We start from the raw sequence: 24,909 nt of genomic DNA on the forward strand, positions 1-24,909 counted from the left end.
TGAAAACAGGTTTTCTGATTTTCAGACGACCTTTTTGACATTCCATTCCCCGCCCGCTATCCTGACGGCTGCCATCACTCACACCACTACCCATGAACACTATCCCCCCGCGCCGTGCCGTTTACGCAGGCAGCTTCGACCCGCCGACCCTCGGTCATCTTTGGATGATACAAGAAGCGCAGGCGCTTTTTGACGAACTCGTCGTCGCCATCGGTATCAATCCTGAAAAACACAATACCTACACTATAGACGAACGCCGCGATATGCTCGAAGCGATTACGGAAGGCTTTCCCAATGTCCGCATCAGCGTATTTGAAAACCGCTTCCTGGTTCGCTACGCGCGCGAAATCGGAGCAGGGTTTATCGTTCGCGGTATCCGTTCTGCCGCCGACTATGAATACGAACGCTCCATGCGCTATATCAACAGCGACCTTGCACCCGAAATTTCGACGGTTTTCCTGATGCCACCGCGCGAAATCGCCGAAGTGTCTTCCACTATGGTCAAAGGCCTGGTCGGCCCCGATGGTTGGCACGACATAATACGCCGCTACCTGCCCGAAGCCGTGTACGAAAAAATCGTGCAGGATTATGAAACTTGAAATCTGTTGTTGATGAAAAGGTCGTCTGAAAGCTTGATATGGGTTTTCAGACGATCTTTCGATTTATGGCAGTGTTTGTGCAATTCTAAATTTACATTGAATAATCAAATGATTAAATTCAATTTAAATATACTTTTGGGTGGCTGATTTGTTGCAAAATATAAACACGATTTGTCATAAATAAAGATAATTATTATCAATTATTTCGATTAAGCAAAAATATTTCCTATAATGCTGCATCCCTTCATCTTCCGAGTTGAACATGCAATATTCTGCCCGCCTTTCCCTGCTTCCCGCCCTGATTGCCTCAGCCTTTCCGCTGTATGCTGCCGATACAGCCGATGGTGAACACTAACCGCTACCCTGCCCACCGTTACCGTGGTCGGACAGTCTGACACCAGTGTACTCAAAGGCTACATCAACTATGACGAAGCCGCCGTTACCCGCAACGGGCAGCTCATCAAAGAAACGCCGCAAACCGTCGATACGCTCAACATCCAAAAAAACAAAAATTACGGTACAAACGATTTGAGTTCCATCCTTGAAGGCAATGCCGGCATCGACGCTGCCTACGATATGCGTGGCGAAAGCATTTTCCTGCGCGGTTTTCAAGCCGACGCATCCGATATTTACCGCGACGGCGTACGCGAAAGCGGTCAGGTGCGCCGCAGCACTGCCAACATCGAGCGCGTGGAAATCCTGAAAGGCCCGTCTTCCGTGCTTTACGGCCGCACTAACGGCGGCGGCGTCATCAACATGGTCAGCAAATACGCCAACTTCAAACAAAGCCGCAACATCGGTGCGGTTTACGGCTCGTGGGCAAACCGCAGCCTGAATATGGACATCAACGAAGTGCTGAACAAAAACGTCGCCATCCGCCTCACCGGCGAAGTCGGACGCGCCAATTCGTTCCGCAGCGGCATAGACAGCAAAAACGTCATGGTTTCGCCCAGCATTACCGTCAAACTCGACAACGGCTTGAAATGGACGGGGCAATACACCTACGACAACGTGGAGCGCACGCCCGACCGCAGCCCGACCAAGTCCGTGTACGACCGCTTCGGACTGCCTTACCGCATGGGTTTCGCCCACCCGAACGATTTTGTCAAAGACAAGCTGCAAGTTTGGCGTTCCGACCTCGAATACGCCTTCAACGACAAATGGCGCGCCCAATGGCAGCTCGCCCACCGCACGGCGGCGCAGGATTTCGACCATTTCTATGCAGGCAGCGAAAACGGTAGCCTAATCAAGCGCAATTACGCCTGGCAGCAGACCGATAACAAAACCCTGTCGTCCAACTTCACGCTCAACGGCGACTACAACATCGGGCGTTTTGAAAACCACCTGACCGTAGGCATGGACTACAGCCGCGAACACCGCAACCCGACATTGGGTTTCAGCCGCGCCTTTACAGCCTCCATCAACCCCTACGACCGCGCAAGCTGGCCGGCTTCGGGCAGGCTGCAACCCGTCCTCACCCAAAACCGCCACAAAGCCGACTCCTACGGCATCTTTGTGCAAAACATCTTCTCCGCCACGCCCGACTTGAAATTCGTCCTCGGCGGCCGTTACGACAAATACACCTTTAATTCCGAAAACAAACTCACCGGCAGCAGCCGTCAATACAGCGGCCATTCGTTCAGCCCCAACATCGGCGCAGTGTGGAACGTAACGCCTGCCCACACGCTCTACGCCTCGTATAACAAAGGCTTCGCACCTTATGGCGGACGCGACGGCTATTTGAGCATCGACACTTCGTCTTCCGCCGTGTTCAACGCCGATCCCGAATACACCCGCCAATACGAAACCGGTGTCAAAAGCAGTTGGCTGGACGACCGCCTCAGCACCACATTGTCCGCCTACCAAATCGAACGCTTCAATATCCGCTACCGCCCCGACGCGCAAAATGATCCCTACACTTGGGCAGTCGGCGGCAAACACCGTTCGCGCGGCGTGGAGCTGTCAGCCATCGGACAAATCATCCCCAAAAAACTCTATCTACGCGGATCGTTGGGCGTAATGCAGGCAAAAGTGGTTGAAGACAAGGAAAATCCCGACCGAGTGGGCATCCATTTGGACAATACCAGCAACGTTACCGGCAACCTGTTCTTCCGTTACACGCCGACCGAAAACCTCTACGGCGAAATCGGCGTAACCGGTACGGGCAAACGCTACGGCTACGATTCGAGCCAAAAGGTAACCACCACGCTTCCCGGCTTCGTCCGCACCGACGCCATGCTCGGCTGGAACCGCAAAAACCTGAACCTCACTTTCGCCGTCGGCAATCTGTTCAATCAAAAATACTGGCGTTCCGACGCCATGCCCGGCGCACCGCGCACTTATACGGCACGGGTGAATTACAGTTTCTAATCTTGGACAGGAAATGGAACAAAGGTCGTCTGAAAACTCGTGTTTCGAGTTTTCAGACGACCTTTTACCTTCTATACGCTCATGAATAAGGCGGGGCGCTTAAGTCTGCAAAGAATGTGGCAGTCCGCAAAGATAGCGTTTGCACGGCCTTTGCTATATCATTCCCTTATCTGAAACCAAGGAAAACATCATGTACGAAGTCAACCGCAGCGTCTTCCTGCTCATCCCGCTCGATCCTTTTTGGAACTGGCTGCAAACCCTGCCCGGTAATCATCTTGACGGTTTGACGCTTGAAGACATTCAAGCCGATGCCAATTCTTACCTCGTCCGTCCGTGTGAAACCGCCGACGAAGTTTGGGACGAAATCGAAGCGCGGTTTGAAGATATTTTCGCTGCCGAACTTGCCGACTGGTGCGAAGATGAAAGCGAATGGCCTGATTTGGACGCCGATATTTTCAACGAATGGTTCGACATACAGCTCTCCACCGTCATTACCGACCTCGAACACGAACCGCTCGCCCGTGAAGCCTTTCAACCCTTTAATCTGAACTGATGAACGTCCGCGTCCGCAATTACCATCTTGACGGCTACGGTCATGTCAACAACGCGCGCTATCTCGAATTTCTCGAAGAAGCGCGCTGGACATTTTTTGAGGAACACGGTTTCTTGTCCGAAATCGACGGCTTGATGCTGGTGGTTGTCCGCATCGACATCCGTTATCGCCGTGCCGCCGTCGATGGCGACATATTGCGTTTTGAAGGTCGTCTGAAAGAGCTGACCTCGCGCCATATTATCCTCACTCAAAACATCGTTTTGCCCAGCGGTAAAAATGCCGTCGAAGCCGAAAGTACGCTGATGGTTGTCAGCGCAGAAAGCGGGCGGAGCATCAGCATTCCCGAACCTCTCTTTACTCTTTTAAAACAATACGCCGAAGCATGAAAAAACTCATTACCATTGCCGCAGTCGCCATTATCGGTGCGCTGCTTGCCATCGTCCTTATTCCGGATAACAAACCTACTCCCGCATTCTCTTTGTCCGACCTGCAAGGCAAACCGGTGTCCAATGCCGATTTGCAAGGCAAAGTCAGCTTCATCAATTTCTGGTTTCCCTCCTGCCCGGGCTGTGTCAGCGAAATGCCCAAAGTCATCAAAATGTCCAGAGATTATCAAGGCAAAGACTTCCAAGTCCTCGGTATTGCCCAGCCGATAGACCCGCTGGAAAGCGTAAACCAATACGTCAAAGAATACGGCTTGCCTTTTACCGTCATGTTTGATGCCGATAAAGCCGCCGCCCAAGCGTTCGGTACGCAGGTTTACCCGACTTCTTTCCTGATCAATAAAAAAGGCGAAATCCTGAAAACCTTTGTCGGCGAGCCGGACTTTGCCGCGCTTTATCAGGAAATCGACAAAGAATTGGCGAAATAGCAATCAAAAAAGGGCGCAATGATGCGCCCTTATGTATTTATTGGGATAACGCGTTGATTCATTTTGCACAAATGCTGATTGATGCGAAAATGACAGCAGTTTCGGCAATATTGTTTTTGTGTGCCTTTCTTCATAACCTTAGATGATTTAAAAGGTCGTCTGAAAATCTAAAATACAGGTTTTCAGACGACGTTTGTCATTCATGTGTAGGCTAAGTTATTCCGCTTTCTCCAGTAAGGCGAAGCCTTCCACTTTGTTTCTCGGTCTCGCGCCCTGCCAGATTTTCGTCCAACCTTGCGGCGCGTCGGTGTTTTTAGGTTGCTGCACCAGACGGTAGCGGCAGGCAGCGTCGTCGATGTGGGGTTTCAAGTCTCTGTATTGCGCCCAAGCGATGCGGGTGCGGCGGTCTTCGGCGGCTATGCTGATACATTCGAGGTCGTCTGAAAGCCGTTGTTTCAGTTCGGGGGAGAGGGCGGCTTCCATTTGGAGGACGACGGGCGCGTGACTTTTGGCGGCATCAAGCCACGGCAGGAACAGGGTCATCAGCAATGCCCACGCCAGCGTAACGCCTGCCGCCCAGTTAGTGACGGCCTGTCTGCCGCGGATGTTTTTGCGGGTAATCGCCCACAGCCACAGCGGGGTAAACAGCAGGGCGACCGCCATCGGTATCGGGTCGATGTCGGGCGTGTAATACGGGCTGAAATAGGCGGCGCGTTCGGCGAGTTTGGCAGGCCAGCCGTAGTTCATGGCGAAGAAACCCGTCCACAGGAAGATGGCGAACAATCCGAATGCCATAACGCCGAACCAGTTGATAAACGCCGCCGCGCCGCGCCTCAGTCCGTCCAGTTGCGCCGCGCCGAGCAGGGCGAGCGGGGGCAGCAGCCAGACGAGGTTGTCTTGCAGGCGTTGCGGGCTGACGGCGAGTATGCTGAGGACGATGAGGAACCACGAAATGCACAATACGCTCCAGTTTTTTTCGCGGATGCGGGGGCGGCTTAACGTCCATGCGGCGAGCGGCCATGCGGGCAGGGTAAACCAGAGCAGGTTTTTCAGGTAGTAGAACAGGCTGAAGGTCGTCTGAAAACCACCCAAACCACCGAATGCGCCGAGCGAGTGGTGTTGCAGCCAGATGGAAAACAGTTCGGGCTGGGTTCTGGAGAAAATGAGCGGATAAACCGTCAAGAGCGGCAGTCCGATGGCAAATGCACCGACCAGCGTCAGGTAATAGCGTTTGACGCGCCATTTCTCATCGAGCAACAGGGCGGGGGCTAAAAACATCAGTGCGGCGGTCATCAGATAGCCCGATGAGAGCGACAGCAACGCCCAGCCGCCGCCCAGCAACAGGGAAGAGGTAATGACGCGGCGTTGCGCCAACGAAAAGCCGCACAATATCATGCCCGACGCGGCAAAGGCGACCGAAGCAGGGTTGAGGAAGTGTGCGACCGAGAGCAGCCCGATGCTGCCGATCAGGATGAGGACGACGCTGCGCCCGTGGTGCCTGCCCAAAAAGTTGAATCCGGCAAAACCGCAGGCGGTCAGCCCGATAATCGTAAAGAAAACGCCCGCAAACCGCGCGGCATCATAAGCGTCCGCCGCCCAAGGCGACAACAGGTGTTTGAACGCAGCCGCCACCCACAAATAGACGGGCGGAATCTGAAAATCCGGCTGCCCCAACACATGGGCGACCAACGGCGTCGCGCCTGCGTCTAAGGCTTCGACGGCGGTAAAGACGGTGGGTTCGGCGGGATTCCACAAGTCGTGCGAAAACACGCCCGGCCACAGCCAGGCAAATGCCATCAGCAGCAAGAGCCAGGGTTTTTCATGGGTTTTGGCAGGTTGTCGCGGATCGGGCGGGGTGTAAGTGAGCATAGCTTTGAGGGGTTGAACGTATTTTCGTGTAGTTTAGCAAAGATTCGGCGGTAGGTCGTCTGAAAGGAGGGGTTTGGTTTTTAATCTGGCGAAAATGCATTTTCAGACGACGTATAAAACAAAAAAGACTGCATAAAATGCAGTCTTTTTATTTCAGCAAAGCGGCGATTAGCGTTTGAACAGGTTGCCGAATTTGTTGTTGAATTTGTCCACGCGACCGGTGGTGTCGACGATTTTTTGAGTGCCGGTGTAGAACGGGTGGCACAAAGAGCAAACCTCGATGTTGAAGCTGTCTTTTTCCAGCGCGGATTTGGTGACGAATTTGTTACCGCAAGAGCAGGTAACGTTGATTTCGTGGTAATTAGGGTGGATACCTTGTTTCATTTTGTTTCCTTTCGGTTAAGCGGGCATAGGGGATGTACCTATGCTTCAGACAAGAGTCGGATTTTCGCTGTTTTTTTCTGTTCCGTCAAGAGGATATTGCCCGAGAGAGGTTGTCGGCATTTTTTTGTGTTCTTGAAATGATGATTGGGATAATAAGGTGCTGAATTATTTATCGTATTGTTTATTTGAGTAATTTTTTAAGAATTTTTGCTTTATTCTTGAACTTTATGCAAAATATAGGTCTGATGGCATATATTTATCGAATGAGGGACCGTATAGGAATGAAGGCAAAAATAAATGGTTTGATTCTGCGTGTGGTCAGCGGTTTGCTGCCGCCATCGTATTGTCGTGTTTTAGGCACGCCTGCTAAAAAAGTCCGTGGTTTTTTGGCAAAGAGAGTGTCGCCTCATATCGGCAAAAACGTCAATATTGAAAAAGGTGCGTATGTCATGCCGGATACGGTGATCGGCGATAACTCGGGGGTCGGTGTCAATTGCGAAATATGTTACGGTCTGACGATAGGAAATAATGTCATGATGGGGCCGGAATGTTTGTTTTATTCCAATAATCACAAGTTTAATCGTGAAACTTTGAAATATGAGGGCTATACGGAAATCAATCCGATTGTGATTGAGGATGATGTTTGGATCGGACGGCGCGCGATTATTATGGGCGGAGTCCGGGTAGGTAAAGGAGCAGTCATCGGCGCAGGGGCTGTGGTAACCAAAGATGTGCCGCCGTATTGCGTCGCCGCTGGGAATCCTGCGGTCATCAAGAAGAACCTATTAGAAGATTAAGTACACACATCACGGTTTCCAATCAAATATATAAAGGTCGTCTGAAAATGTTTTCAGACGACCTTTTTTCGTATCAAAGCAAATTAGCCGCGCCGCCAAGTCGTACCGCCGGCGTTGTCTTCCAGAATGATTTTGTGTTCGTTCAGAAGGTCGCGGATGCGGTCGGACTCCGCCCAGTTTTTATCCGCGCGTGCCTGTTTGCGCTGGGCGATTCAATCTTTGATTTCTTCATTAGAGAGGCTAGTAGGATTGATTTTATAGACATCTTTAAAAGTCAATTTGTTTGGTTTTCCCCGCCGCCAAGTCGTACCGCCGGCGTTGTCTTCCAGAATGATTTTGTGTTCGTTCAGAAGGTCGCGGATGCGGTCGGACTCTGCCCAGTTTTTATCCGCGCGCGCCTGTTTCCGCTGGGCGATTAAGTCTTCGATTTCTTCATTGGAGAGGCCGTCTGAAACCGCGCCGCCTTGCAGGAAATCGGTCGGATCGCGTTGCAGCAGGCCGATGATGCCGCCCAAGGCTTTCAGGCAGCCGGCGAGGTGCGCATCATTGGTTTTGTTCACTTCGCCTGCCAGTTCGAACAGCACGGCAACGGCTTCGACCGTACCGAAATCGTCGTTCATGGCGGCGTAGAAGTGGCGGGTGTAGTCGTTGGCGTTTTCGGACAATTCGAACTCGGCCGCAGGGGTGTTTTTCAAGGTGGTGTACAGGCGTGTCAATGCGCCTTTTGCGTCGTCCAGATGCGCGTCGGAGTAATTCAGCGGGCTGCGGTAGTGGGCGCGCAGGATGAAGAAGCGCACGACTTCGGGGTCGTATTGTTTCAACACTTCGCGGATGGTGAAGAAGTTGCCCAGCGATTTGGACATTTTTTCGCCGTCCACACGGATAAAGCCGTTGTGCAGCCAGTATTTGACGTGGCTGGCGATACTTTGACCGTGGTGGGTTTGAGCGTGGTCGTGGCCGCAGGTATGGCCTGTCGCGCCGACACTTTGGGCAATTTCGTTTTCGTGGTGCGGGAACTGCAAATCCGCGCCGCCGCCATGGATGTCAAAGGTATCGCCGAACAGGTTTTCACTCATGGCGGAGCATTCGATGTGCCAGCCCGGGCGACCTTTGCCCCACGGGCTTTCCCATGCCGGTTCGCCTGCTTTGGCGGCTTTCCACAACACAAAATCAAGCGGATCACGTTTGAAACCATCGACTTCCACACGCTCGCCTGCGCGCAGGTCGTCCAACGATTTACCTGATAATTGTCCGTAAGCGGCAAACTCGCGCACGGCGTAATAAACGTCGCCGTTTGCGGCAGGATAAGCCTTACCGTTTTGAATCAGGGTCTCAATCATGGCAATCATTTGCGGAATGTTTTCCGTCGCCTTCGGCTCGATGTCGGGACGCAATACGCCCAAAGCATCGGCATCTTCGTGCATAGCCTGAATGAAGCGCGCGGTCAGTTCGCCGATGGTTTCGCCGTTTTCAGCCGCACGGGCAATGATTTTGTCGTCAATGTCGGTGATGTTGCGTACATAAGTGAGCGGATAACCGCATTTGCGCAGCCAGCGGGCAATCATGTCGAACACAACCATCACGCGGGCATGGCCTAAGTGGCAGTAGTCGTAAACAGTCATGCCGCAAACGTACATACGCACGTTTTTAGGGTCGATGGGGGTGAAGGGTTCTTTTTGGCGGGTCAGGGTGTTGTAGATGGTGGTCATAGGATTATGGATTGATCTTTGTTGCTCGGATGATGATTGCTGTTCTGTTCCTGTAGATACAGACCAAGGAATATCACACGGTTGCCCGTTATTAATATGTTTGATATTCGTGAAGATTGGTTTTGCATAACAATTCTCAAATGTTTTTGTAAACTTTGATGTTTTAAACTTAACTTTTAATGAGGCTATATCTAATGAAGAAGGAGAAAGTTTGCTTATACTACTAGGCATTTCAATATGAAGAACTATTTTTATTTCGTTGCAATTTAAAGCTGAGTGAGCAAAATCTTTTTCCTCCTGCTTTTCTGCTTTAAATTTAGCGGAAACCAATCCTGCCAATGAATCTCGAATTTTTCTTGCGATTAAATATGGTAGGTCAGATAATTTTTCATCTATTGATTGAGAATTTGGCTCAAACTCAAGTTGGTAATAATCTTTGATTTCAATTAGCCAAAGTGTCGATTCATGAAGAGCTATTATATCTACACCTGAGCTGCCACTATCGTTATCCACACTTTGATCTATCCCATTTTTCCCTTTTTCATTTGTATCAATTTTGTTACGTAAATTACAACTGTTCTGAAAAATTTCATAATGTTCCCAATTATCATATTTGGTAGCACGGTAATCTTCAGGAAAAGTAAAAGTTAATCTCTTTTCTTTGATTATGGTCATAGCCTAACCTCAAATATTCAGATACCTGTCTGCCTGCATAATGCTTTCATCTAACAATATCAATGTATCCAAATCATTAATGCTGTCCCCTTGTTCTACTTTTGTTCCATCATCGGAAGCAACCAATGAGAAAAAACGTACAGGTAAATTTGTTTTATTTTCAAAATTCAAAAGTTCCAATTCTCTCAATAGGAATAAAGAGTGTGTCGCAATAAAGACTTGAATGCCTTGTTGAGATAAAGACCAAATAATACGGGCAGCCACTTTGATCAATTTAGGATTCAGATTAGCTTCCGGTTCATCCCAAAATAGATAGCCTTTATCTAGCAATGCCCCTGTTGCGATTAACCGGGCAATCATGACAAATTTCCGCAAACCCTCTGCTACCAAAGGTGCTTCAATCTTACCGCCCGTGTTTGTCAGCGATAGATAAAACCTTCCTTGTTCTTCAGATACTTTTCCTCCCATTGCGTTCTCAAGAGGTTCAAGTAATTCTCGAATTTTGGTTTCTCTGGGACCTTTGGCAAGCGGGTGATTTAATTGCATACAGGTATCAAACCAAGTTTCTTCGAAAGGGATGCTTTGGTTTTGATACAAAGAAGTAAACCAAGGGCAAAGTGTAATTAATTCACGGCTGGGTAAAAAGATAGGCGTCGGAGTATGTTCACTTTCTTTCAGCCCGATACTTTCGATATTGACTTGCGATGATGAATTGCTAGAGAAATTCAGCCTACTATGCGTAATACCGTTTTGCAGTTTTAAAACAATTTCCGTACGTCCACGCCCCTGCAAACGTTTGCTCAACCTGCCCAAGGAATCGGGACGGAAAACATTCAGTAATTTATCGGCAAAACTTTTTTGCAATTCTGTTTTCAGTAATCTGTTTTTGGTGTTAGATGTTACTTCTAGCAGGCTGTATAAAATTTTTAACAAATGTGTTTTGCCACAACCGTTTTCGGCAACAATAACATTGAGATTTTCAGAAAATTCGAAAGTATCGTTTGGAAGAACGGTAAAGTTTGTCAACTCAAGCGACTGGATATATTGGTTAGATGACATTTTTAATCCATTTCAATCTTGCTTTAAAATTGTTTCAGACAACCTTTTTGTAGAACAAATATCGTCTGAACCCCTTTCTTTTTTACTCCGGTTTAAATACGCCTGTATCCGTTTTAGGCTGCTGCTCGGCAATCTCAGTATTTGCCGCCGCTTGTTCCGCCTCCGCTTTTTCAGCTTCAATGCGTTTTTTCTCGGTCAGGTATTGGTTGATTTGGTGTACCAATTCCTGCGTGCCTTGGTGGGTCAGTGCGCTGATTTGGAAGAGGCGCGGGGTTTCCATGTCAAATTGGAAGCGGTCGTCTGGTTTCGGGTAGTCCCAGCCGATGGCTTCGAGGAAGGCGGCAGTGCGCGTTTGGGCTTCTTCTTCGTCGAGCATGTCGAGTTTGTTCAGCACGAGCCAGCGCGGTTTGCCGTAAAGTTCTTCATCGTATTTGCGCAATTCGTTGATGATGGCGAGTGCCTCTTCGGCTGGGTTGACGGTTTCGTCGAAGGGAGCTAAATCGACGACGTGCAACAGCAAGCCGGTGCGCGATAAGTGTTTGAGGAAGCGGTGGCCGAGGCCTGCGCCTTCTGCTGCGCCTTCAATCAGGCCGGGGATGTCTGCCATGACGAAGCTGTGGTTTTCGTCGATGCGCACGACGCCTAAATTCGGATGCAGGGTGGTGAAGGGGTAGTTGGCGATTTTGGGGCGCGCGGCGGATACGGCGGTAATCAGGGTGGATTTACCGGCATTGGGCATGCCTAACAAGCCGACATCGGCGAGGACTTTGAGTTCGAGTTGTAGGGACCGGGTTTCGCCTTCTTCGCCGGGCGTGGATTGTTTGGGCGCGCGGTTGACGGAAGATTTGAAGTGGATGTTGCCCAAACCTCCTTTGCCGCCTTTGGCAAGGCAGACGCGCTGGCCGTGGTGGGTGAGGTCGGCGACGATTTCGTCGGTGTCAAGGTCGCGGATGAGGGTGCCGACGGGCATTTTGAGGACGATGTCGTCCGCACCTGCGCCGTAGCGGTCGGAGCCGTGACCTTTTTCGCCGTTTTTGGCTTGGTAGCGTTTGACGAAGCGGTATTCGACGAGGGTGTTGGTGTTTTCGTCGGCTTCTGCCCACACGCTGCCGCCTTTGCCGCCGTCGCCGCCGTCGGGACCGCCGCGCGGTACGAATTTTTCGCGGCGGAAACTGGTTGCGCCATTACCGCCTTTGCCTGCGGCGACTTCGATTTTTGCTTCGTCGATGAATTTCATGGTGTTCTCTTGTATTTTGGGTTTCAGACGACCTTTTGTGTCGTAGGTCGTCTGAAAAAATGGGAATGGGGGATATTATAAGGGATATGGGGGATGTGCGCCCGTTTCTCTGTCCCGCTTGGTTTTTTGCCGGATGTTTTGTGAAAACAGCCGTCCTGAAATCGCGGTTTCGGACGGCTGTTTGCTTTTTGGGGATTATTTGGCAGTTTTTTGTTCTTCGCGTACTCTGTCTGCAAGCAGGTCTATGGTTTTCATACCTGATTCCCAGTCGGCAAATTCGACTTTGTATTTGCCGCCGACAATGACGGTGGGCGTGCCGTCGATTTTGTAGGTGTTGGTCAGCTCTGCCATTTTGTCTGCGCGGGTTTGGCTTTCGGGGGATTCGTAGGCGGCGAGGACTTTTTTGCCGTCAAAAGCGGTTTGCTCGGCCAACCATTTTTTGAGGGTTTCAGGGTCTTGCAGTTTGACTTTCTGATTAACCATAGCATCAAAGATATGGCTGTTTGCAATGTCTTTGGTGTCTGCGACCGCCATATCGACGGCGGCAGCAAGGCGCGCCAACGGTTTCATCTCATCGCCCCAAACAACGTGTTCAGTACGAAGGTAGGTGTCGTCTTTGAAGGTTTTGACGTGTTTGCTCAAAACGGGTTCGAGGTGGGCGCAGTGCGGACAGAAGTAGCCGAAAAATTCGAGGACTTCGACTTTGCCTGCCTGCTGTTGGGGAATAGGCGTGCTGAGTGTGGTGTAGTTAAGCCCCTCAACTAAAGCGACAGGCGCAGCGGAGGCTGCTGAAGCCGCAGGCGCACTGTCGGCGGGGACGCTGGTTTGGGCTTTGTTTTCGCAGGCGGTCAGGGCCAGCAGGGCGGCGGTAAGAGCCAAGGCTTTCAGTTTCATGTTTACTCCGTGATAGTTTGGTTAAATGGGAGATTTTATTGCATTTTGGCGGTTTGATATATGGTTTGATGTGAAAAAGACAGTTTCATGTAGGGAAATGATGGTGTTGAAAGAGGTCGTCTGAAAAAGTGTTCTGTTCGATTCTGTCGTACAATACGCGCTTTCAGACGACGTCTGGACTTTTGAAGGAATAAAACGGATGAATTTGTTAGGGGCTTTGGCCAAGGTCGGTAGCTTAACGATGGTGTCGCGCATACTTGGATTTGTGCGCGATACGGTAATTGCCCGAGCGTTTGGTGCAGGTATGGCGACCGACGCCTTTTTTGTGGCTTTTAAACTGCCGAACCTGCTGCGCCGCATATTTGCGGAAGGGGCGTTTGCCCAGGCGTTCGTGCCGATTTTGGCGGAATATAAGGAAACGCGTTCGAAAGAAGCGACGGAGGCGTTTATCCGCCATGTGGCGGGGATGCTGTCGTTTGTCCTGGTGATCGTTACCGCTCTGGGTATTCTTGCCGCGCCTTGGGTGATTTGGGCTTCCGCGCCCGGCTTTGCCAAGGATGCGGACAAATTCCAGCTTTCTATCGATTTGCTACGGATTACGTTTCCTTATATCTTATTGATTTCGTTGTCTTCTTTTGTCGGTTCGATACTGAATTCTTATCATAAATTCAGCATTCCCGCGTTTACGCCGACGTTTTTGAATATTTCTTTTATCGTCTTTTCGCTGTATTTCATACCGTATTTTGATCCGCCCGTTACCGCGCTGGCTTGGGCAGTTTTTGTCGGCGGAATTTTGCAGCTCGGCTTCCAACTGCCTTGGCTGGCGAAACTGGGTTTTTTGAAACTGCCTAAGCTGAATTTTCAAGATAGGGCGGTCAACCGCGTAATGAAACAGATGGCGCCTGCGATTTTGGGCGTGAGCGTGGCGCAGATTTCTTTGGTGATCAACACGATTTTCGCTTCTTATCTGCAATCGGGCAGCGTTTCGTGGATGTATTACGCCGACCGCCTGATGGAGCTGCCCAGCGGTGTTTTAGGTGCGGCGCTCGGTACGATTTTGCTGCCGACTTTGTCCAAGCATGCAGCCAATCGGAATAGGGAGCAGTTTTCCGGACTGCTCGACTGGGGTTTGCGACTGTGTATGCTGCTGACCCTGCCGGCGGCGGTCGGGTTGGCGGTATTGTCGTTCCCGCTGGTGGCGACGCTGTTTATGTACCGAGAATTTACGCTGTTTGACGCGCAGATGACGCAACATGCGCTGATTGCCTATTCTTTCGGTTTAATCGGCTTAATCATGATTAAAGTGTTGGCACCCGGTTTCTATGCACGGCAAAACATCAAAACGCCTGTCAAAATCGCCATCTTCACGCTCGTTTGCACGCAGTTGATGAACCTTGCCTTTATCGGCCCTCTGAAACACGTCGGGCTTTCGCTTGCCATCGGTTTGGGCGCGTGTATCAATGCGGGATTGTTGTTTTACCTGTTGCGCAAACATGGTATTTACCAACCCGGTAAAGGGTGGGGGAGTTTCCTAGGTAAAATGCTGCTGTCGCTTGTCGTGATGGGTGGCGGATTGTGGGCGGCGCAGACTTACCTGCCGTTTGAGTGGGTGCATGTCGGCGGTTTGCGCAAAGCAGGGCAGTTGTGCATCCTGATTGCGATAGGCGGCGGTTTGTATTTCGTTTCGTTGGCTGCGCTGGGGTTCAGACCGAGAGACTTCAAACGGGTGGAAACGCATTAGAGGGTGTTGAAACGTTAAATAAGGTCGGTCGTCTGAAAACCTTAAAATATGGTTTTCAGACGACCTTTTGCAAAAATTATCATCATCGCCGGGATCGTTTTTGAAACTTAAATACATCGCAGATGTCTATTTTTAGTCGTTTACCACTCATCAGGATGCAGATTTATGCCGATAAATGTTTCACTAATTGTTCCTGTCTATAACGGCGGGAAATTTGTGGCAGGTTTGTGCCGTCATTTTGCGGGTCTGCATAAGGCTGTCGAAGGGATGGAATTTATTGTTGTAAACGACGGATCTACCGATGATACATCGGCGCAGTTCAGGCAGTTTTTCAATGAACATCCCGAATTGCAGGCGCAGTTGATTGATACGCCCAACGGCGGAGTCAGCAGGGCGCGCAATATCGGTTTGTCCAAAGTGCGCGGGGAATATGTGATGTTTATGGATCATGACGACAATGTTGATCCGCCGCTTATGACAGATTTGGTTGAAAAAATGAAACGTTCCGATGCGGATATACTCCAATTCAATGTTGATGCGCGCTATCCTGCCAATGAGGATGAGGTTATCGGTTTAGCGGATTATATGGACCGCTATCCGTTTTGGTCGTGCGTTTGGGCGTATATCTACAAACGCAACCTGTTGGAAAAAGCAGGTCTGAAATTTATCGAAGGCATGAAATATTTGGAAGACGGCGTATTTTTGACCGAGTATTTTTTGCAATGCAAAACCGTCATTGCCAGCAATACCGTTGTTTATGATTATGTCGATAACCCCGAATCCGCCATGCGCAGCAAGCGTACGCCCGAGCAGACGAAGAAATACCTCGACGATATCGGTTTGGCAGTAAGGGAATATACGCGCCTGCTCACTACGCCTGGGCAGCCGCCCAAAGTTGCCCGCAGGTTATTGGAAATACGGGATTCCTTCCAATTCATCCATTTGGTTTCGATGCTTAAAAGCGGTGTTTCTACGGACGAACTGTTCCGCAGGCTGGAAGAAAACGGCTACGATTTCCGAATGGCGGGCTATCCCAGCAAATTCAACCGCCGCCGCGACGTACGCCTTTTGTGCCATGTATTCCGCAGCCGTTTGCTGTTAAAGCTTCTGGCGGCTTCCAAGATCATGGCAAAAGATTGACAGACTCAAAAAGGTCGTCTGAAAACCAATACAGGGTTTCAGACGACCTTTTTATTTCATCCTACGCTTCAATCAGGCGTATCTTTCAACTCTGCGCCCAAATCCTTCAAACGCTGCAATACTTCGTCCCATGCTTTATCCAAATCGCGGCACGCTTCGCCTTCCGCCTTGATGCCGAATTCGATATGCGGTTTGACCGCAGTTCCGTCCGCATTCTGCCAGCCGACGCTGGGCAGGCTGTAAGAGCGCACGCCCGGGTAGGTGCGTTCGACGTATTCCATAATCGGCGCGACGCGCGATTCGGGCTGACCGAACACATACACGCTGCGGCTGCCGCGTTCGGTTTGGTTGAAGCGGTCGGCGTAATAAGTATCCAAAACCCATTCCGCCATCGGGTGCGCCATCACGGGGAAGCCGGGGAAGAAATAATGTTCGCGGATGGAAAATCCGGCGATATTGTTGAACGGGTTGGGCACAAGCTCTGCGCCTGCAGGAAAATCCGCCATTTTCAGGCGCTGGGCGTGTTCGGGGGCGTCAAGCGGTTCGCCGCGTTTAAGGGTAACGGCTTCGATGAACTTGGCGGCTTCGGGATGGCGGACGACGGGCAAATCCAAAGCGGCGGCGGCAGCTTGGCGGGTATGGTCGTCGGGCGTGGAACCGATGCCGCCGGTAACGAAAGTCGGCAGGCCGTCTGAAAAGCTGCGGCGCAGTTGTTTGACCAGCAAATCAGGTTCGTCGGGCAGATATTGCACCTGATTGAGCTTCAGCCCGCGCGATTCCAGCAGGGATTTGAAAAAGGCGAAATGCTTGTCTTGGCGGCTGCCGTGCAGAATTTCGTCGCCGATGATGATGAGGTTGAAAGCGTTCATGGATAGGTTTTCTTTACCGATGCCGTCTGAAAATATTGATGGTGCTGTAATTTATTCCCTCTCCCGTGGGAGAGGGTTAGGGAGAGGGCTGAGCTTGCGTTTTTCAGGCAGTGTTTGCTTAAGGGCTGCTGTCTGTGCCCTCTCCCCAACCCTCCCCCACAGGGGAGGGAGTCGGGTTGCGGATGGCCTAAAGGTCGTCTGAAAAGATTTTCAGCAAAACGGGCAAGGCTCATTTTCAGACGACCTTGACGGCTGACAATGTGTTCTATTTATAAGATAATGTTTCAACACACAGGACTACACACAAAGCGCAGCCCTATGTATCGCCCTGATTTGGAAGAGGTTGCATTTCTCCCAAACAGTCTCTGATTCTACCGCCCTGAAGGGCGGGGTTTCAACCGTTAAGGTATTTTTAATAACCCCTTTTAAGTCCGAAGAATTGTTATGAGCCAAAACAATACTATCCTGCAACACCTCCCCATCGGTCAAAAAGTCGGCATCGCCTTCTCCGGCGGCCTCGATACTTCTGCCGCGCTGTTGTGGATGAAACTTAAAGGCGCGCTGCCTTATGCCTACACTGCCAACCTCGGTCAGCCCGACGAAGACGATTACAACGCCATTCCTAAAAAAGCGATGGAATACGGTGCGGAAAACGCCCGCCTAATCGACTGCCGCGCGCAGTTGGCACATGAGGGCATCGCCGCTATCCAATGCGGCGCGTTCCACGTTTCCACCGGCGGCATCGCCTATTTCAACACCACGCCTTTGGGCCGCGCCGTTACCGGCACCATGCTCGTTTCCGCCATGAAGGAAGACGACGTCAACATCTGGGGCGACGGCAGCACCTACAAAGGCAACGACATCGAGCGTTTCTACCGCTACGGCCTCTTGACCAATCCTGCGCTGAAAATCTACAAACCCTGGCTCGACCAACAATTTATCGACGAACTCGGCGGCCGCCACGAAATGAGCGAATTTCTGATTGCCAACGGTTTCAACTACAAAATGTCGGTTGAAAAAGCCTATTCCACCGACTCCAATATGCTCGGCGCGACGCATGAAGCCAAAGATTTGGAATTCCTCAACAGCGGCATCAAAATCGTCAAACCCATCATGGGCGTTGCCTTCTGGGACGAAAGCGTCGAAGTCAAACCCGAAGAAGTCAGCGTACGCTTTGAAGAAGGCGTGCCCGTTGCACTGAACGGCAAAGAATACGCCGACCCCGTCGAACTCTTCCTCGAAGCCAACCGCATCGGCGGCCGCCACGGCTTGGGCATGAGCGACCAAATCGAAAACCGCATCATCGAAGCCAAATCGCGCGGCATCTACGAAGCCCCGGGCATGGCATTGTTCCACATCGCCTACGAACGCTTGGTTACCGGCATCCACAACGAAGACACCATCGAACAATACCGCATCAACGGCCTGCGCCTCGGCCGCCTGCTCTACCAAGGCCGCTGGTTCGACAGCCAAGCCCTCATGTTGCGCGAAACCGCCCAACGCTGGGTCGCCAAAGCCATTACCGGCGAAGTAACCCTTGAATTGCGCCGCGGCAACGACTACTCGATTCTGAACACCGAATCGCCCAACCTGACCTACCAACCCGAACGCCTGAGCATGGAAAAAGTCGAAGACGCCGCGTTCACCCCGCTAGACCGCATCGGTCAGCTCACCATGCGCAACCTCGACATCACCGACACCCGCGCCAAACTGGGTATCTACTCGCAAAGCGGCTTGTTGTCGCTGGGCGAAGGTTCGGTATTGCCGCAGTTGGGCAATAAGAAATAAGGTTTGCTACTTTCATCATTAGCAACTTAAGGGGTCGTCTGAAAAGATGATCCCTTATGTTAAAGGGAATCCTATGAAAGAATACAAAGTCGTCATTTATCAGGAAAACCAGTTGTCCAGTCTGGTTTTCGGCGCAGCCAAAGTCAATCCCGTCAAATTCAGCGCGTTTCTCAACAGCCAAACTCCCGAAGGTTGGCGTGTCGTAACCATGGAAAAAGATCAACGCCGTATGCTCTTATTTTTCAGACGTGAAGCCTACGTCGTCATTTTGGAGCGGGAACGTGTTTAAACTCGGCGTTTATGCCTGTCTCGGGCTGTTTGTCGGCTGGGTGTTGCTGCTGATTCTGCAACTTTGGTTTTCTTTTATCGAGGCAGAATTATTCTTCAAAATTACCCTGACCATGGCGGGGTTGTTTGTCATCATCCTCGCTGCCTTGCTGGTGTGCAGTCAGTATTTTTCCGAAAAGAAAATGAAAGACGACGGGTTTATCAACTGATGCGGCTCCGGATAAAACCTGCATCCAAACCATAATAGGTCGTCTGAAAAACCGTTTTCAGACGACCCCACTATTTCCTCAAATCATTTGAAATCATGAAATTCTTCACACACTTTTATCTTGAAAACCATATGTATTTCAACGACTACTTGAAATACGTCCTCATTTTCGCCGCGCTCGTCGTCCTGCTGCTCGCCGTATCGCAATACCTGCGCCACCGCATGGACACCAAATACCGCGACCTGAGCATTATTGCCCTGCTGCTGCTCATCCTCATCAGCGGCATCCAATACCTCTCATACAGCGAACGCCAAAACTTCGCCGCGGACAACTCGCGCATGGTCGGTTTTCTCAATACCCTGATTGAAAACCAAAAAGTGGAAAAGCGCGACATCAGCGTCAACAGCACGCACCTATACAACGGCATGATCGTCGGCATCAAAAACCAATACTACGAAGTCCATTTCAATCAAGACTTCTCCGCCTACACCCTGACCCCCATCAATCTGGTCAACAACAACATCGAACTTATCGACAAAGAATAACAGGACACACTCATGGAAGCATACTCCCTCCTTGCCCTCAAACTCCTTATGGGAATTTTAGGTTTGGTTTTGCAAATCAACCTTTTAGGTAAAGGCAACCTCGCCCCCACCTCCGCCATGGATCAAGTGCAAAACTATGTTCTCGGCGGCATCATCGGCGGCGTGATTTACAGCGACAGCGTCGGGCTTTTACAGTTTTTCCTCGTGCTGATTTTGTGGACGCTGTTGGTCTTGAGTCTGAAATTCATCAAAAACCACAACCACTGGGTCAAATCCGTGATTGACGGCAAATCCGTCTGGGTCATCGTCAACGGCGAAATCCAAACCGAAGAATGTATGAAAAACGGCATCAGCGCACATGACCTGATGTTTAAGCTCCGTGCCGCCGGCATCTACGAAATCTCTGCCGTCAAACGCGCCGTCATGGAGCAAAACGGCCAGCTCGCCGTCATTCAGTACGGCGACGAAAGCCTGCGTTACCCCCTGATTACCGACGGGCAAATCGACCATGACATCTTAGAAATCATCAAACGCGACGACGAGTGGCTGCAACAGGAACTTGACCGCCTCCATCTTGATGCTTCGAAAGTCTATATCGGCGAATACATCGACGGGAAATTGGTGGCACACCCTTATCCTTGATGGTGAAAATGAAGGTTGTGTTTGGATAGGTTTTCGCAATAAACCTACCGTTAATCCAATGCTCGAATAGAGTCAAAAGAAAAAAGGTCGTCTGAAAACTGAATTTCAGACGACCTTTGTGTTTCTGCGTCCCGCGTTAGAACAATTTGACCAGCGACAGACCGACTTCGTTTTGTTTGTAGCTGTACAGCCAGTCGGTGTTGCTGTGGACGCGGCGGTGTTTGTAGCTGAGGACGGGCTTGAGGCCGGCGAATTTCCAGCGGTCCGCGCCTATGCTGAGGCGGTAGGTTTGTTCTTTGTCTCGGCGGCGTTGTTCGAGGACGGCGTTTTCTTCGCGGTGGCTGCGGATGCCGAAGGAGGCGGAGGCAGAGGCGTCGAAGCCGGCTTCAAACATTTTTGCCGCGCCCAGCCTTGCGGAGATGAGGCGGTAGCTGTCCACGGGTTCTTTGGCTTTGCGCTGCTGCCAGTCTATGCCGCCGTAGAGCATGAGGTCGTTGCGCGGGAAGTAGGACAGGGTGTTGTAAACGGAGAAGAGGCTGCCGTCGAGCAGGCGGGTTTTGTCGGAATAGGAGAGGTGTTTCCACTCGGCTTCGGTGTTCCACGTCCAACTGCCTTTGTCGAGGTTCCACTCGCTGCGCACGCCGTAGGCGCGGTTGAGGGTTTTGCCGCCGCTGCCGTTCCATTCGACAAGCGGGGCGAGGGCGAATGTGTGGCGGTGGTTTTCAAACTGATAACCGGCGCTGAGGTTGAGCGTGTGTTCGTTGAAGTCTTTATGGTCGCGGTAGAAGCGGCCGTAGCCGAGCGCGCGGGCGGCGATGCCGTGATGTCCTTTAATCTGCCAGCGGCGGACGGCGGCGGCTTCGTATTTGATGCCGTTGGCGGAAATGGGTTGGTCGCCTGAAAACTCTTCCCAGCATTCGCCGTCGATTTCGGTTTTACACCACACTTTGCCGCTGGCTTCGTTGATGTTGCTGTTGTGGACGGCGCCGACGGAAAGGCTGCCCTGCCAGCTTTGGCGTTGGTTTAGAGAGTCGCGGAAATGGCCGATGTTTTCTTTGACGGCTTCGGGCAGGTCTTCGTTTTGCAGGCGCATAAATTCGGAAGTGGCTTCGCGGTTCAGACGACCTTCAAAGAGCAGGCGGGCGTAATCGAGCCGTCCGCGCGTGAAGTCGGGATGGCGTTGCAGCAGGGTTTCGTAGTCTTGTTTGGCATCTTTCCACCTGCCTTCGCCGCGGGCGAGCGAGGCGCGGGCAAAGAGGGCGATGTCGGGGTCGTATTCGGTTTGCTGGGTATAACGCTCAAGCAGCGGGCGCACGGTTTGCCAGTCGCTGCGGTTGACGGCGTTAAACAGGGCTTCGCCTTGGTCGGCTTCGGGGTCGGTTTCGGCTGTCTGCCCGATGTGTTCGGCGGGAATGTCGAGGCGGTATTCGCGCACTTTTTGTTCCTGTTCCTGCATGGTTTGGCGGGTATCCTGCCACAGGCGTTGCGCGGTACGGTCGTCTGAAAAGTCGGAGCGTGGCGCGGCAAGGACGGGGGCGGCGAGAAAGAGGATAAGGCAGGCAGACGGTTTGTACATGGTGTCGGCTTTCCGGTCGGCGGTTTCAGACGACCTTGAGAAGGTTGGCGGGCTGGTGTTTAAAAAAGCCTGCGTGAAGCAGGCTTTCATTTTACTTAACTCATTTTACTTAACTACGGATTTTAGCGTTTTACACCGCCGTATGCTGTATCCAAGTTGCGGTTGGTTTTAAATTTGGCAACACCGGCCAGCGCGCTTGCGTTGTGACCGAAGAAGTGGCCTTCGGTTTTACCGAAGTGGCCGTTGGCGCGGGCATAGCCTTCAAACGATGCGCTGGACGGTTTGATGCGGGCATGGACATCCATGTTGACCGCGTTGTTCTTCATAGAACCTGCCAAGACGCGTTGACCGAAGTCTGCGCGCAAAGTACCGACCATCGGGTTGTTGCCGGTGTAGTTGTTGATACCTTTAACTGCGTAGTTGGCTACGCCTGATACCGGCATAGAAGTAGCGCGTTTGTCGCCTGAGTAGAAAACGCCGCGATTGGTGCCTTTGGCGTATTCTTTACCGACCCATTCGCCGTAATACACTTCCGAGCCGCCGCTCTTGATGGTATTGAACGCATAGCGGCCGAGGTTTTGACGGGTGTATGCGTCGTTGACCTGTACGGTTTTCACGCCGTTGCGGTCTACATTGCCGGGCATGCGGTTGACGTTGGTGTAGTGCACGCCCGAACGGTAGGCAGCGTGTTTCATCACTTTTTCGCCTTCGGCTTCAGATGCGGGTTTGCCCCATTTTTTGCCGTATTTGTGGTTTTGGTAACTGTAATCAAATGGATTGTAGGCATTGTTGGCGGCAAATACGCCTGCGCTGAACAAAACAGCCAAAACAGCAGCGGTGGTTTTTTGCAGATTCAGTTTCATGATACGCTCCTTAGGGGAAAAACGATGGTGGGGAAAATGATGTTCCGTCCGTGTCAGTGTGAGCAGACTATCGTTATGTGAGGAGACTTGTTTTTCTTTTTTCTGAACATCATTCTAGAGGGGGAGTGTTAGAGGAGAATTAGCGGATGTTTTGGAGAACGTTGGAATGAGATAAGAATAGGATAAGAATGTTTGTTTTTAGTTAAGAAGTATAGTAACCACGGCTGGTGTTGCCGCACGCCGCAATTTAATCTGTCCTTATTGAGATGTTTTGGTGATGGATTAATTGAAATGATTCATAAAGAAGGGGAAAGGTCGTCTGAACATTTCTTTCGGCAGAACCCGTAGAATTTGTTTCAGACGACTTTTTAAATTGAGAAATAATATCTAGGAAATAGGCAAAAAAATAACCGCCTGAGGCGGTTTGTTTTGGTGGCCAGAGGCGGAATCGAACCGCCGACACACGGATTTTCAATCCGTTGCTCTACCAACTGAGCTATCTGGCCTTCGCTGTTTCGTTGCGAGATGTGCATTAAACCAAAAACGGCGTTTTAACGCAAGGTTTATTTCGATGCGCCATATATTATTTTTATAAACATATGTTTTATATTGGATTAAAAAGCAGCGTATTTGGCAGGTTTTGCCCATTTTTCGCAGCCTTTCCTATAAATAGGCAATACGATAAAATACGCGCTGTCTGAAACACCATCATGAAGGAAGCCGCCATGACCCGTATGGTTCACTGCGTCAAACTCGGCAAAGAGGCCGAAGGTATGAAATTCCCGCCACTGCCCAACGAGCTGGGCAAGCGTATTTTTGAAAATGTGTCCCAAGAGGCTTGGAATGCGTGGACGCGCCATCAAACCATGCTGATTAACGAAAACCGCCTGAGCCTTGCCGACCCGCGCGCGCGCGAATATTTGGCGCAACAGATGGAGCAGTATTTCTTCGGAGACGGGGCGGATGCTGTTCAGGGCTATGTCCCTCCGCAAGAATAAGCGCAAGCTGTTTTGAATGACAAAGGTCGTCTGAAACCAAAGTTGGTTTTCAAACGACCTTTTTTGTTTGACGGGCAATTATGCGCCGAATACTTTCAAACGGTTTTCCACAGGCTCGAAGGCTTTTTCACCGGCAGGCGCTTCGATGCCGCCGATAACCATTTGCGCGCGCAAAAGCCAGCTTTCGGGCAGGTTCCATTCTTTGGCGATGGCGGCGTCGGGCAGCGGGTTGTAGTGTTGCAGGTTCGCGCCCACGCCGGCGGCGGCAAGCGTTGTCCAGACGGCGTATTGCGTCATCGCGTTCGCATGGTCCGCCCAAACGGGGAAGTTGGCGGCATAAGAAGGAAACTGCTCTTGCAGGCCTTTGACGACGTTTTGGTCTTCGAAGAACAAAATGATCGCCGCGCCTGCTTTGAACAGATTTAATTTTTGCGCGGTCGGTTCGAATTGTTCGGCAGGCACGATGGCGCGCAATGCGTCTTCCACGAATTGCCACACTTTGCCGTGTTCTTCGCCGAAGAGGACGACGACGCGGGTGGATTGTGAGTTGAAGGAAGAAGGCGTGTGTAAGACGGCATGTTTGACGATTTCGCTGATTTCTTCGTTGCTGATGGGCAGGTTTTTATTCAGCGCGTAAATGGAACGGCGGGTTTCTGCCGCTTGTTGCAAGGTTTGATAAGTCATGTTGTTTTTCCTTTGATTGATGTTTAATCGGTTGGCGGGTTTGGAAATCTATTCGTAAAACCCGCTTTGCTTGTTTTCAGACGACCTTTGGGTACATCAGGCTTTGTCTTTGCCAATCAGGTTGTCCAATGCCAATGAGCCGCCGCCGGCTGCTGCGAGATAGAGGAACACGAAGCAGAACAAGACTGCCGATTCGCCGCCGTTGGCAAGCGGGAACAGCGCCGAACCTTTGGCAGCGTGTGCCATAAAGTAGGCAGCCGCCATCTGACCGGACAGGACGAAGGCGGTAGGACGGGTAAACATTCCGAGAATCAACATGATGCCGCCGACGATTTCCAAAATACCCGCCACCAGCATCAAGCCTTCGGGCGAGCCGCTGCCCATGGCGGTCGGGAAGCCGAAGAATTTTGCCGTACCGTGCAAGAGGAAGAGGTAGGCGGTTACGATACGCAAAATGGACAATAAAATAGGTTGGATACGGGCGCAGGTTGCAGACATGGCATACTCCTAATCAAAATGTAAGAACGAAATGAAAACTAATCTTATCTG

At 51.1% G+C, this 24,909-nt stretch carries 23 protein-coding genes, 1 tRNA gene and 3 pseudogenes; 14 read left to right on the forward strand and 13 right to left on the reverse strand.

The window, feature by feature from the left end; genetic code table 11:
- The first annotated feature begins 92 nt into the window (after positions 1 to 92).
- The 5 genes and pseudogenes from coaD to RSJ68_11730 all read left to right on the forward strand — a co-directional run bounded on the left by coaD (position 93) and on the right by RSJ68_11730 (position 4,393).
- Entirely contained in the window at positions 93 to 599 is a 507-nt protein-coding gene (coaD, locus tag RSJ68_11710) for a pantetheine-phosphate adenylyltransferase (GenBank protein WNU97047.1), read from the forward strand.
- A gap of 262 nt (positions 600 to 861) precedes the next feature.
- A pseudogene (locus RSJ68_11715) lies at positions 862 to 2,969 on the forward strand (TonB-dependent receptor).
- 190 nt (positions 2,970 to 3,159) lie between these two features.
- Positions 3,160 to 3,522: a VacJ gene (locus tag RSJ68_11720; protein WNU97048.1), complete on the forward strand. Its 363-nt coding sequence runs from the start codon at positions 3,160 to 3,162 to the stop codon at positions 3,520 to 3,522.
- On the forward strand, positions 3,522 to 3,908 hold the full coding sequence (locus RSJ68_11725) for a thioesterase family protein (GenBank protein ID WNU97049.1): 387 nt from the start codon (positions 3,522 to 3,524) through the stop codon (positions 3,906 to 3,908). The genes RSJ68_11720 and RSJ68_11725 overlap by 1 nt, the downstream gene beginning before the upstream one ends.
- A complete protein-coding gene (locus tag RSJ68_11730) occupies positions 3,905 to 4,393 on the forward strand; it encodes a TlpA disulfide reductase family protein (protein ID WNU97050.1) in 489 nt (162 codons plus the stop codon). Before RSJ68_11725 ends, RSJ68_11730 begins: the two co-directional genes overlap by 4 nt.
- 216 nt (positions 4,394 to 4,609) lie before the next feature.
- Here the strand turns inward: RSJ68_11730 and RSJ68_11735 are convergent, their stop codons facing one another.
- Together RSJ68_11735 and rpmE are read right to left on the reverse strand one after the other, a co-directional pair.
- A complete protein-coding gene (locus RSJ68_11735) occupies positions 4,610 to 6,262 on the reverse strand; it encodes a glycosyltransferase family 39 protein (GenBank protein WNU97051.1) in 1,653 nt (550 codons plus the stop codon).
- Positions 6,263 to 6,430: 168 nt separating this feature from the next.
- Complete coding sequence (gene rpmE / locus RSJ68_11740; GenBank protein ID WNU97052.1) at positions 6,431 to 6,646, reverse strand: 50S ribosomal protein L31; 216 nt, start codon at positions 6,644 to 6,646, stop codon at positions 6,431 to 6,433.
- Positions 6,647 to 6,927: 281 nt separating this feature from the next.
- On the opposite strand from rpmE, the gene RSJ68_11745 reads away from it, so the two are divergent.
- Positions 6,928 to 7,443: a DapH/DapD/GlmU-related protein gene (locus RSJ68_11745; protein ID WNU97053.1), complete on the forward strand. Its 516-nt coding sequence runs from the start codon at positions 6,928 to 6,930 to the stop codon at positions 7,441 to 7,443.
- An 83-nt stretch (positions 7,444 to 7,526) separates the two neighbouring features.
- Here RSJ68_11745 and RSJ68_11750 read toward each other — a convergent pair.
- The 5 genes and pseudogenes from RSJ68_11750 to RSJ68_11770 form a co-directional block, all read right to left on the reverse strand.
- Positions 7,527 to 7,682 (reverse strand): annotated as a pseudogene (locus RSJ68_11750) (cysteine--tRNA ligase).
- A gap of 51 nt (positions 7,683 to 7,733) precedes the next feature.
- A pseudogene (gene cysS, locus RSJ68_11755) lies at positions 7,734 to 9,152 on the reverse strand (cysteine--tRNA ligase).
- Positions 9,153 to 9,836: 684 nt separating this feature from the next.
- Positions 9,837 to 10,886: an AAA family ATPase gene (locus RSJ68_11760; protein ID WNU97054.1), complete on the reverse strand. Its 1,050-nt coding sequence runs from the start codon at positions 10,884 to 10,886 to the stop codon at positions 9,837 to 9,839.
- Between the two features lie 82 nt (positions 10,887 to 10,968).
- Entirely contained in the window at positions 10,969 to 12,123 is a 1,155-nt protein-coding gene (gene obgE / locus RSJ68_11765; protein ID WNU97055.1) for a GTPase ObgE, read from the reverse strand.
- A 195-nt stretch (positions 12,124 to 12,318) separates the two neighbouring features.
- Positions 12,319 to 13,017, reverse strand: a complete 699-nt coding sequence (locus RSJ68_11770; protein WNU97056.1) for a thiol:disulfide interchange protein DsbA/DsbL — start codon at positions 13,015 to 13,017, stop codon at positions 12,319 to 12,321.
- Between the two features lie 199 nt (positions 13,018 to 13,216).
- Between RSJ68_11770 and murJ the strand changes: the two genes are divergently transcribed.
- A complete protein-coding gene (murJ, locus tag RSJ68_11775) occupies positions 13,217 to 14,758 on the forward strand; it encodes a murein biosynthesis integral membrane protein MurJ (protein ID WNU97057.1) in 1,542 nt (513 codons plus the stop codon).
- A 165-nt stretch (positions 14,759 to 14,923) separates the two neighbouring features.
- On the forward strand, positions 14,924 to 15,898 hold the full coding sequence (locus tag RSJ68_11780) for a glycosyltransferase (GenBank protein ID WNU97058.1): 975 nt from the start codon (positions 14,924 to 14,926) through the stop codon (positions 15,896 to 15,898).
- Between the two features lie 68 nt (positions 15,899 to 15,966).
- Here the strand turns inward: RSJ68_11780 and RSJ68_11785 are convergent, their stop codons facing one another.
- Positions 15,967 to 16,767 (reverse strand): competence/damage-inducible protein A, encoded by an 801-nt coding sequence (locus tag RSJ68_11785; protein WNU97059.1) that lies wholly within the window; start codon positions 16,765 to 16,767, stop codon positions 15,967 to 15,969.
- Between the two features lie 444 nt (positions 16,768 to 17,211).
- Here RSJ68_11785 and argG point away from each other — a divergent pair, with 444 nt between their 5' ends.
- The 5 genes from argG (at position 17,212) to RSJ68_11810 (ending at position 20,239) form a co-directional block, all read left to right on the forward strand.
- Positions 17,212 to 18,555: an argininosuccinate synthase gene (gene argG / locus RSJ68_11790; GenBank protein WNU97060.1), complete on the forward strand. Its 1,344-nt coding sequence runs from the start codon at positions 17,212 to 17,214 to the stop codon at positions 18,553 to 18,555.
- A 73-nt stretch (positions 18,556 to 18,628) separates the two neighbouring features.
- Positions 18,629 to 18,844 carry a DUF4177 domain-containing protein gene (locus tag RSJ68_11795; protein ID WNU97061.1) on the forward strand — a complete coding sequence of 72 codons (216 nt, stop codon included), beginning with the start codon at positions 18,629 to 18,631 and terminating at the stop codon, positions 18,842 to 18,844.
- Positions 18,837 to 19,052: a hypothetical protein gene (locus RSJ68_11800; GenBank protein ID WNU97062.1), complete on the forward strand. Its 216-nt coding sequence runs from the start codon at positions 18,837 to 18,839 to the stop codon at positions 19,050 to 19,052. Before RSJ68_11795 ends, RSJ68_11800 begins: the two co-directional genes overlap by 8 nt.
- Before the next feature lie 95 nt (positions 19,053 to 19,147).
- Positions 19,148 to 19,597 carry a DUF3290 family protein gene (locus RSJ68_11805; GenBank protein WNU97063.1) on the forward strand — a complete coding sequence of 150 codons (450 nt, stop codon included), beginning with the start codon at positions 19,148 to 19,150 and terminating at the stop codon, positions 19,595 to 19,597.
- Positions 19,598 to 19,609: 12 nt separating this feature from the next.
- Positions 19,610 to 20,239, forward strand: a complete 630-nt coding sequence (locus RSJ68_11810) for a DUF421 domain-containing protein (protein ID WNU97064.1) — start codon at positions 19,610 to 19,612, stop codon at positions 20,237 to 20,239.
- Between the two features lie 136 nt (positions 20,240 to 20,375).
- Here the strand turns inward: RSJ68_11810 and RSJ68_11815 are convergent, their stop codons facing one another.
- The 3 genes from RSJ68_11815 to RSJ68_11825 form a co-directional block, all read right to left on the reverse strand.
- The gene (locus tag RSJ68_11815; protein ID WNU98405.1) at positions 20,376 to 21,815 is read right to left on the reverse strand and encodes a porin family protein; all 1,440 of its coding nucleotides are present in this window, start codon (positions 21,813 to 21,815) and stop codon (positions 20,376 to 20,378) included.
- 122 nt (positions 21,816 to 21,937) lie between these two features.
- Entirely contained in the window at positions 21,938 to 22,678 is a 741-nt protein-coding gene (locus RSJ68_11820; GenBank protein ID WNU97065.1) for a Slam-dependent surface lipoprotein, read from the reverse strand.
- 430 nt (positions 22,679 to 23,108) lie between these two features.
- Positions 23,109 to 23,184: transfer RNA gene (locus tag RSJ68_11825), tRNA-Phe, on the reverse strand.
- A 219-nt stretch (positions 23,185 to 23,403) separates the two neighbouring features.
- Here RSJ68_11825 and RSJ68_11830 point away from each other — a divergent pair.
- Complete coding sequence (locus RSJ68_11830) at positions 23,404 to 23,676, forward strand: oxidative damage protection protein (GenBank protein ID WNU97066.1); 273 nt, start codon at positions 23,404 to 23,406, stop codon at positions 23,674 to 23,676.
- A gap of 78 nt (positions 23,677 to 23,754) precedes the next feature.
- On the opposite strand, the gene RSJ68_11835 is transcribed toward RSJ68_11830, so the two are convergent.
- On the reverse strand, positions 23,755 to 24,360 hold the full coding sequence (locus RSJ68_11835) for a nitroreductase family protein (protein WNU97067.1): 606 nt from the start codon (positions 24,358 to 24,360) through the stop codon (positions 23,755 to 23,757).
- Positions 24,361 to 24,456: 96 nt separating this feature from the next.
- Positions 24,457 to 24,858, reverse strand: coding sequence for a DoxX family protein (locus tag RSJ68_11840; GenBank protein ID WNU97068.1), 402 nt, complete (start codon positions 24,856 to 24,858; stop codon positions 24,457 to 24,459).
- Between the last annotated feature and the right edge of the window lie 51 nt (positions 24,859 to 24,909).

This window comes from Neisseria sp. DTU_2020_1000833_1_SI_GRL_NUU_006 (assembly GCA_032388755.1).
Taxonomy (GTDB): Bacteria; Pseudomonadota; Gammaproteobacteria; order Burkholderiales; family Neisseriaceae; genus Neisseria; species Neisseria sicca_C.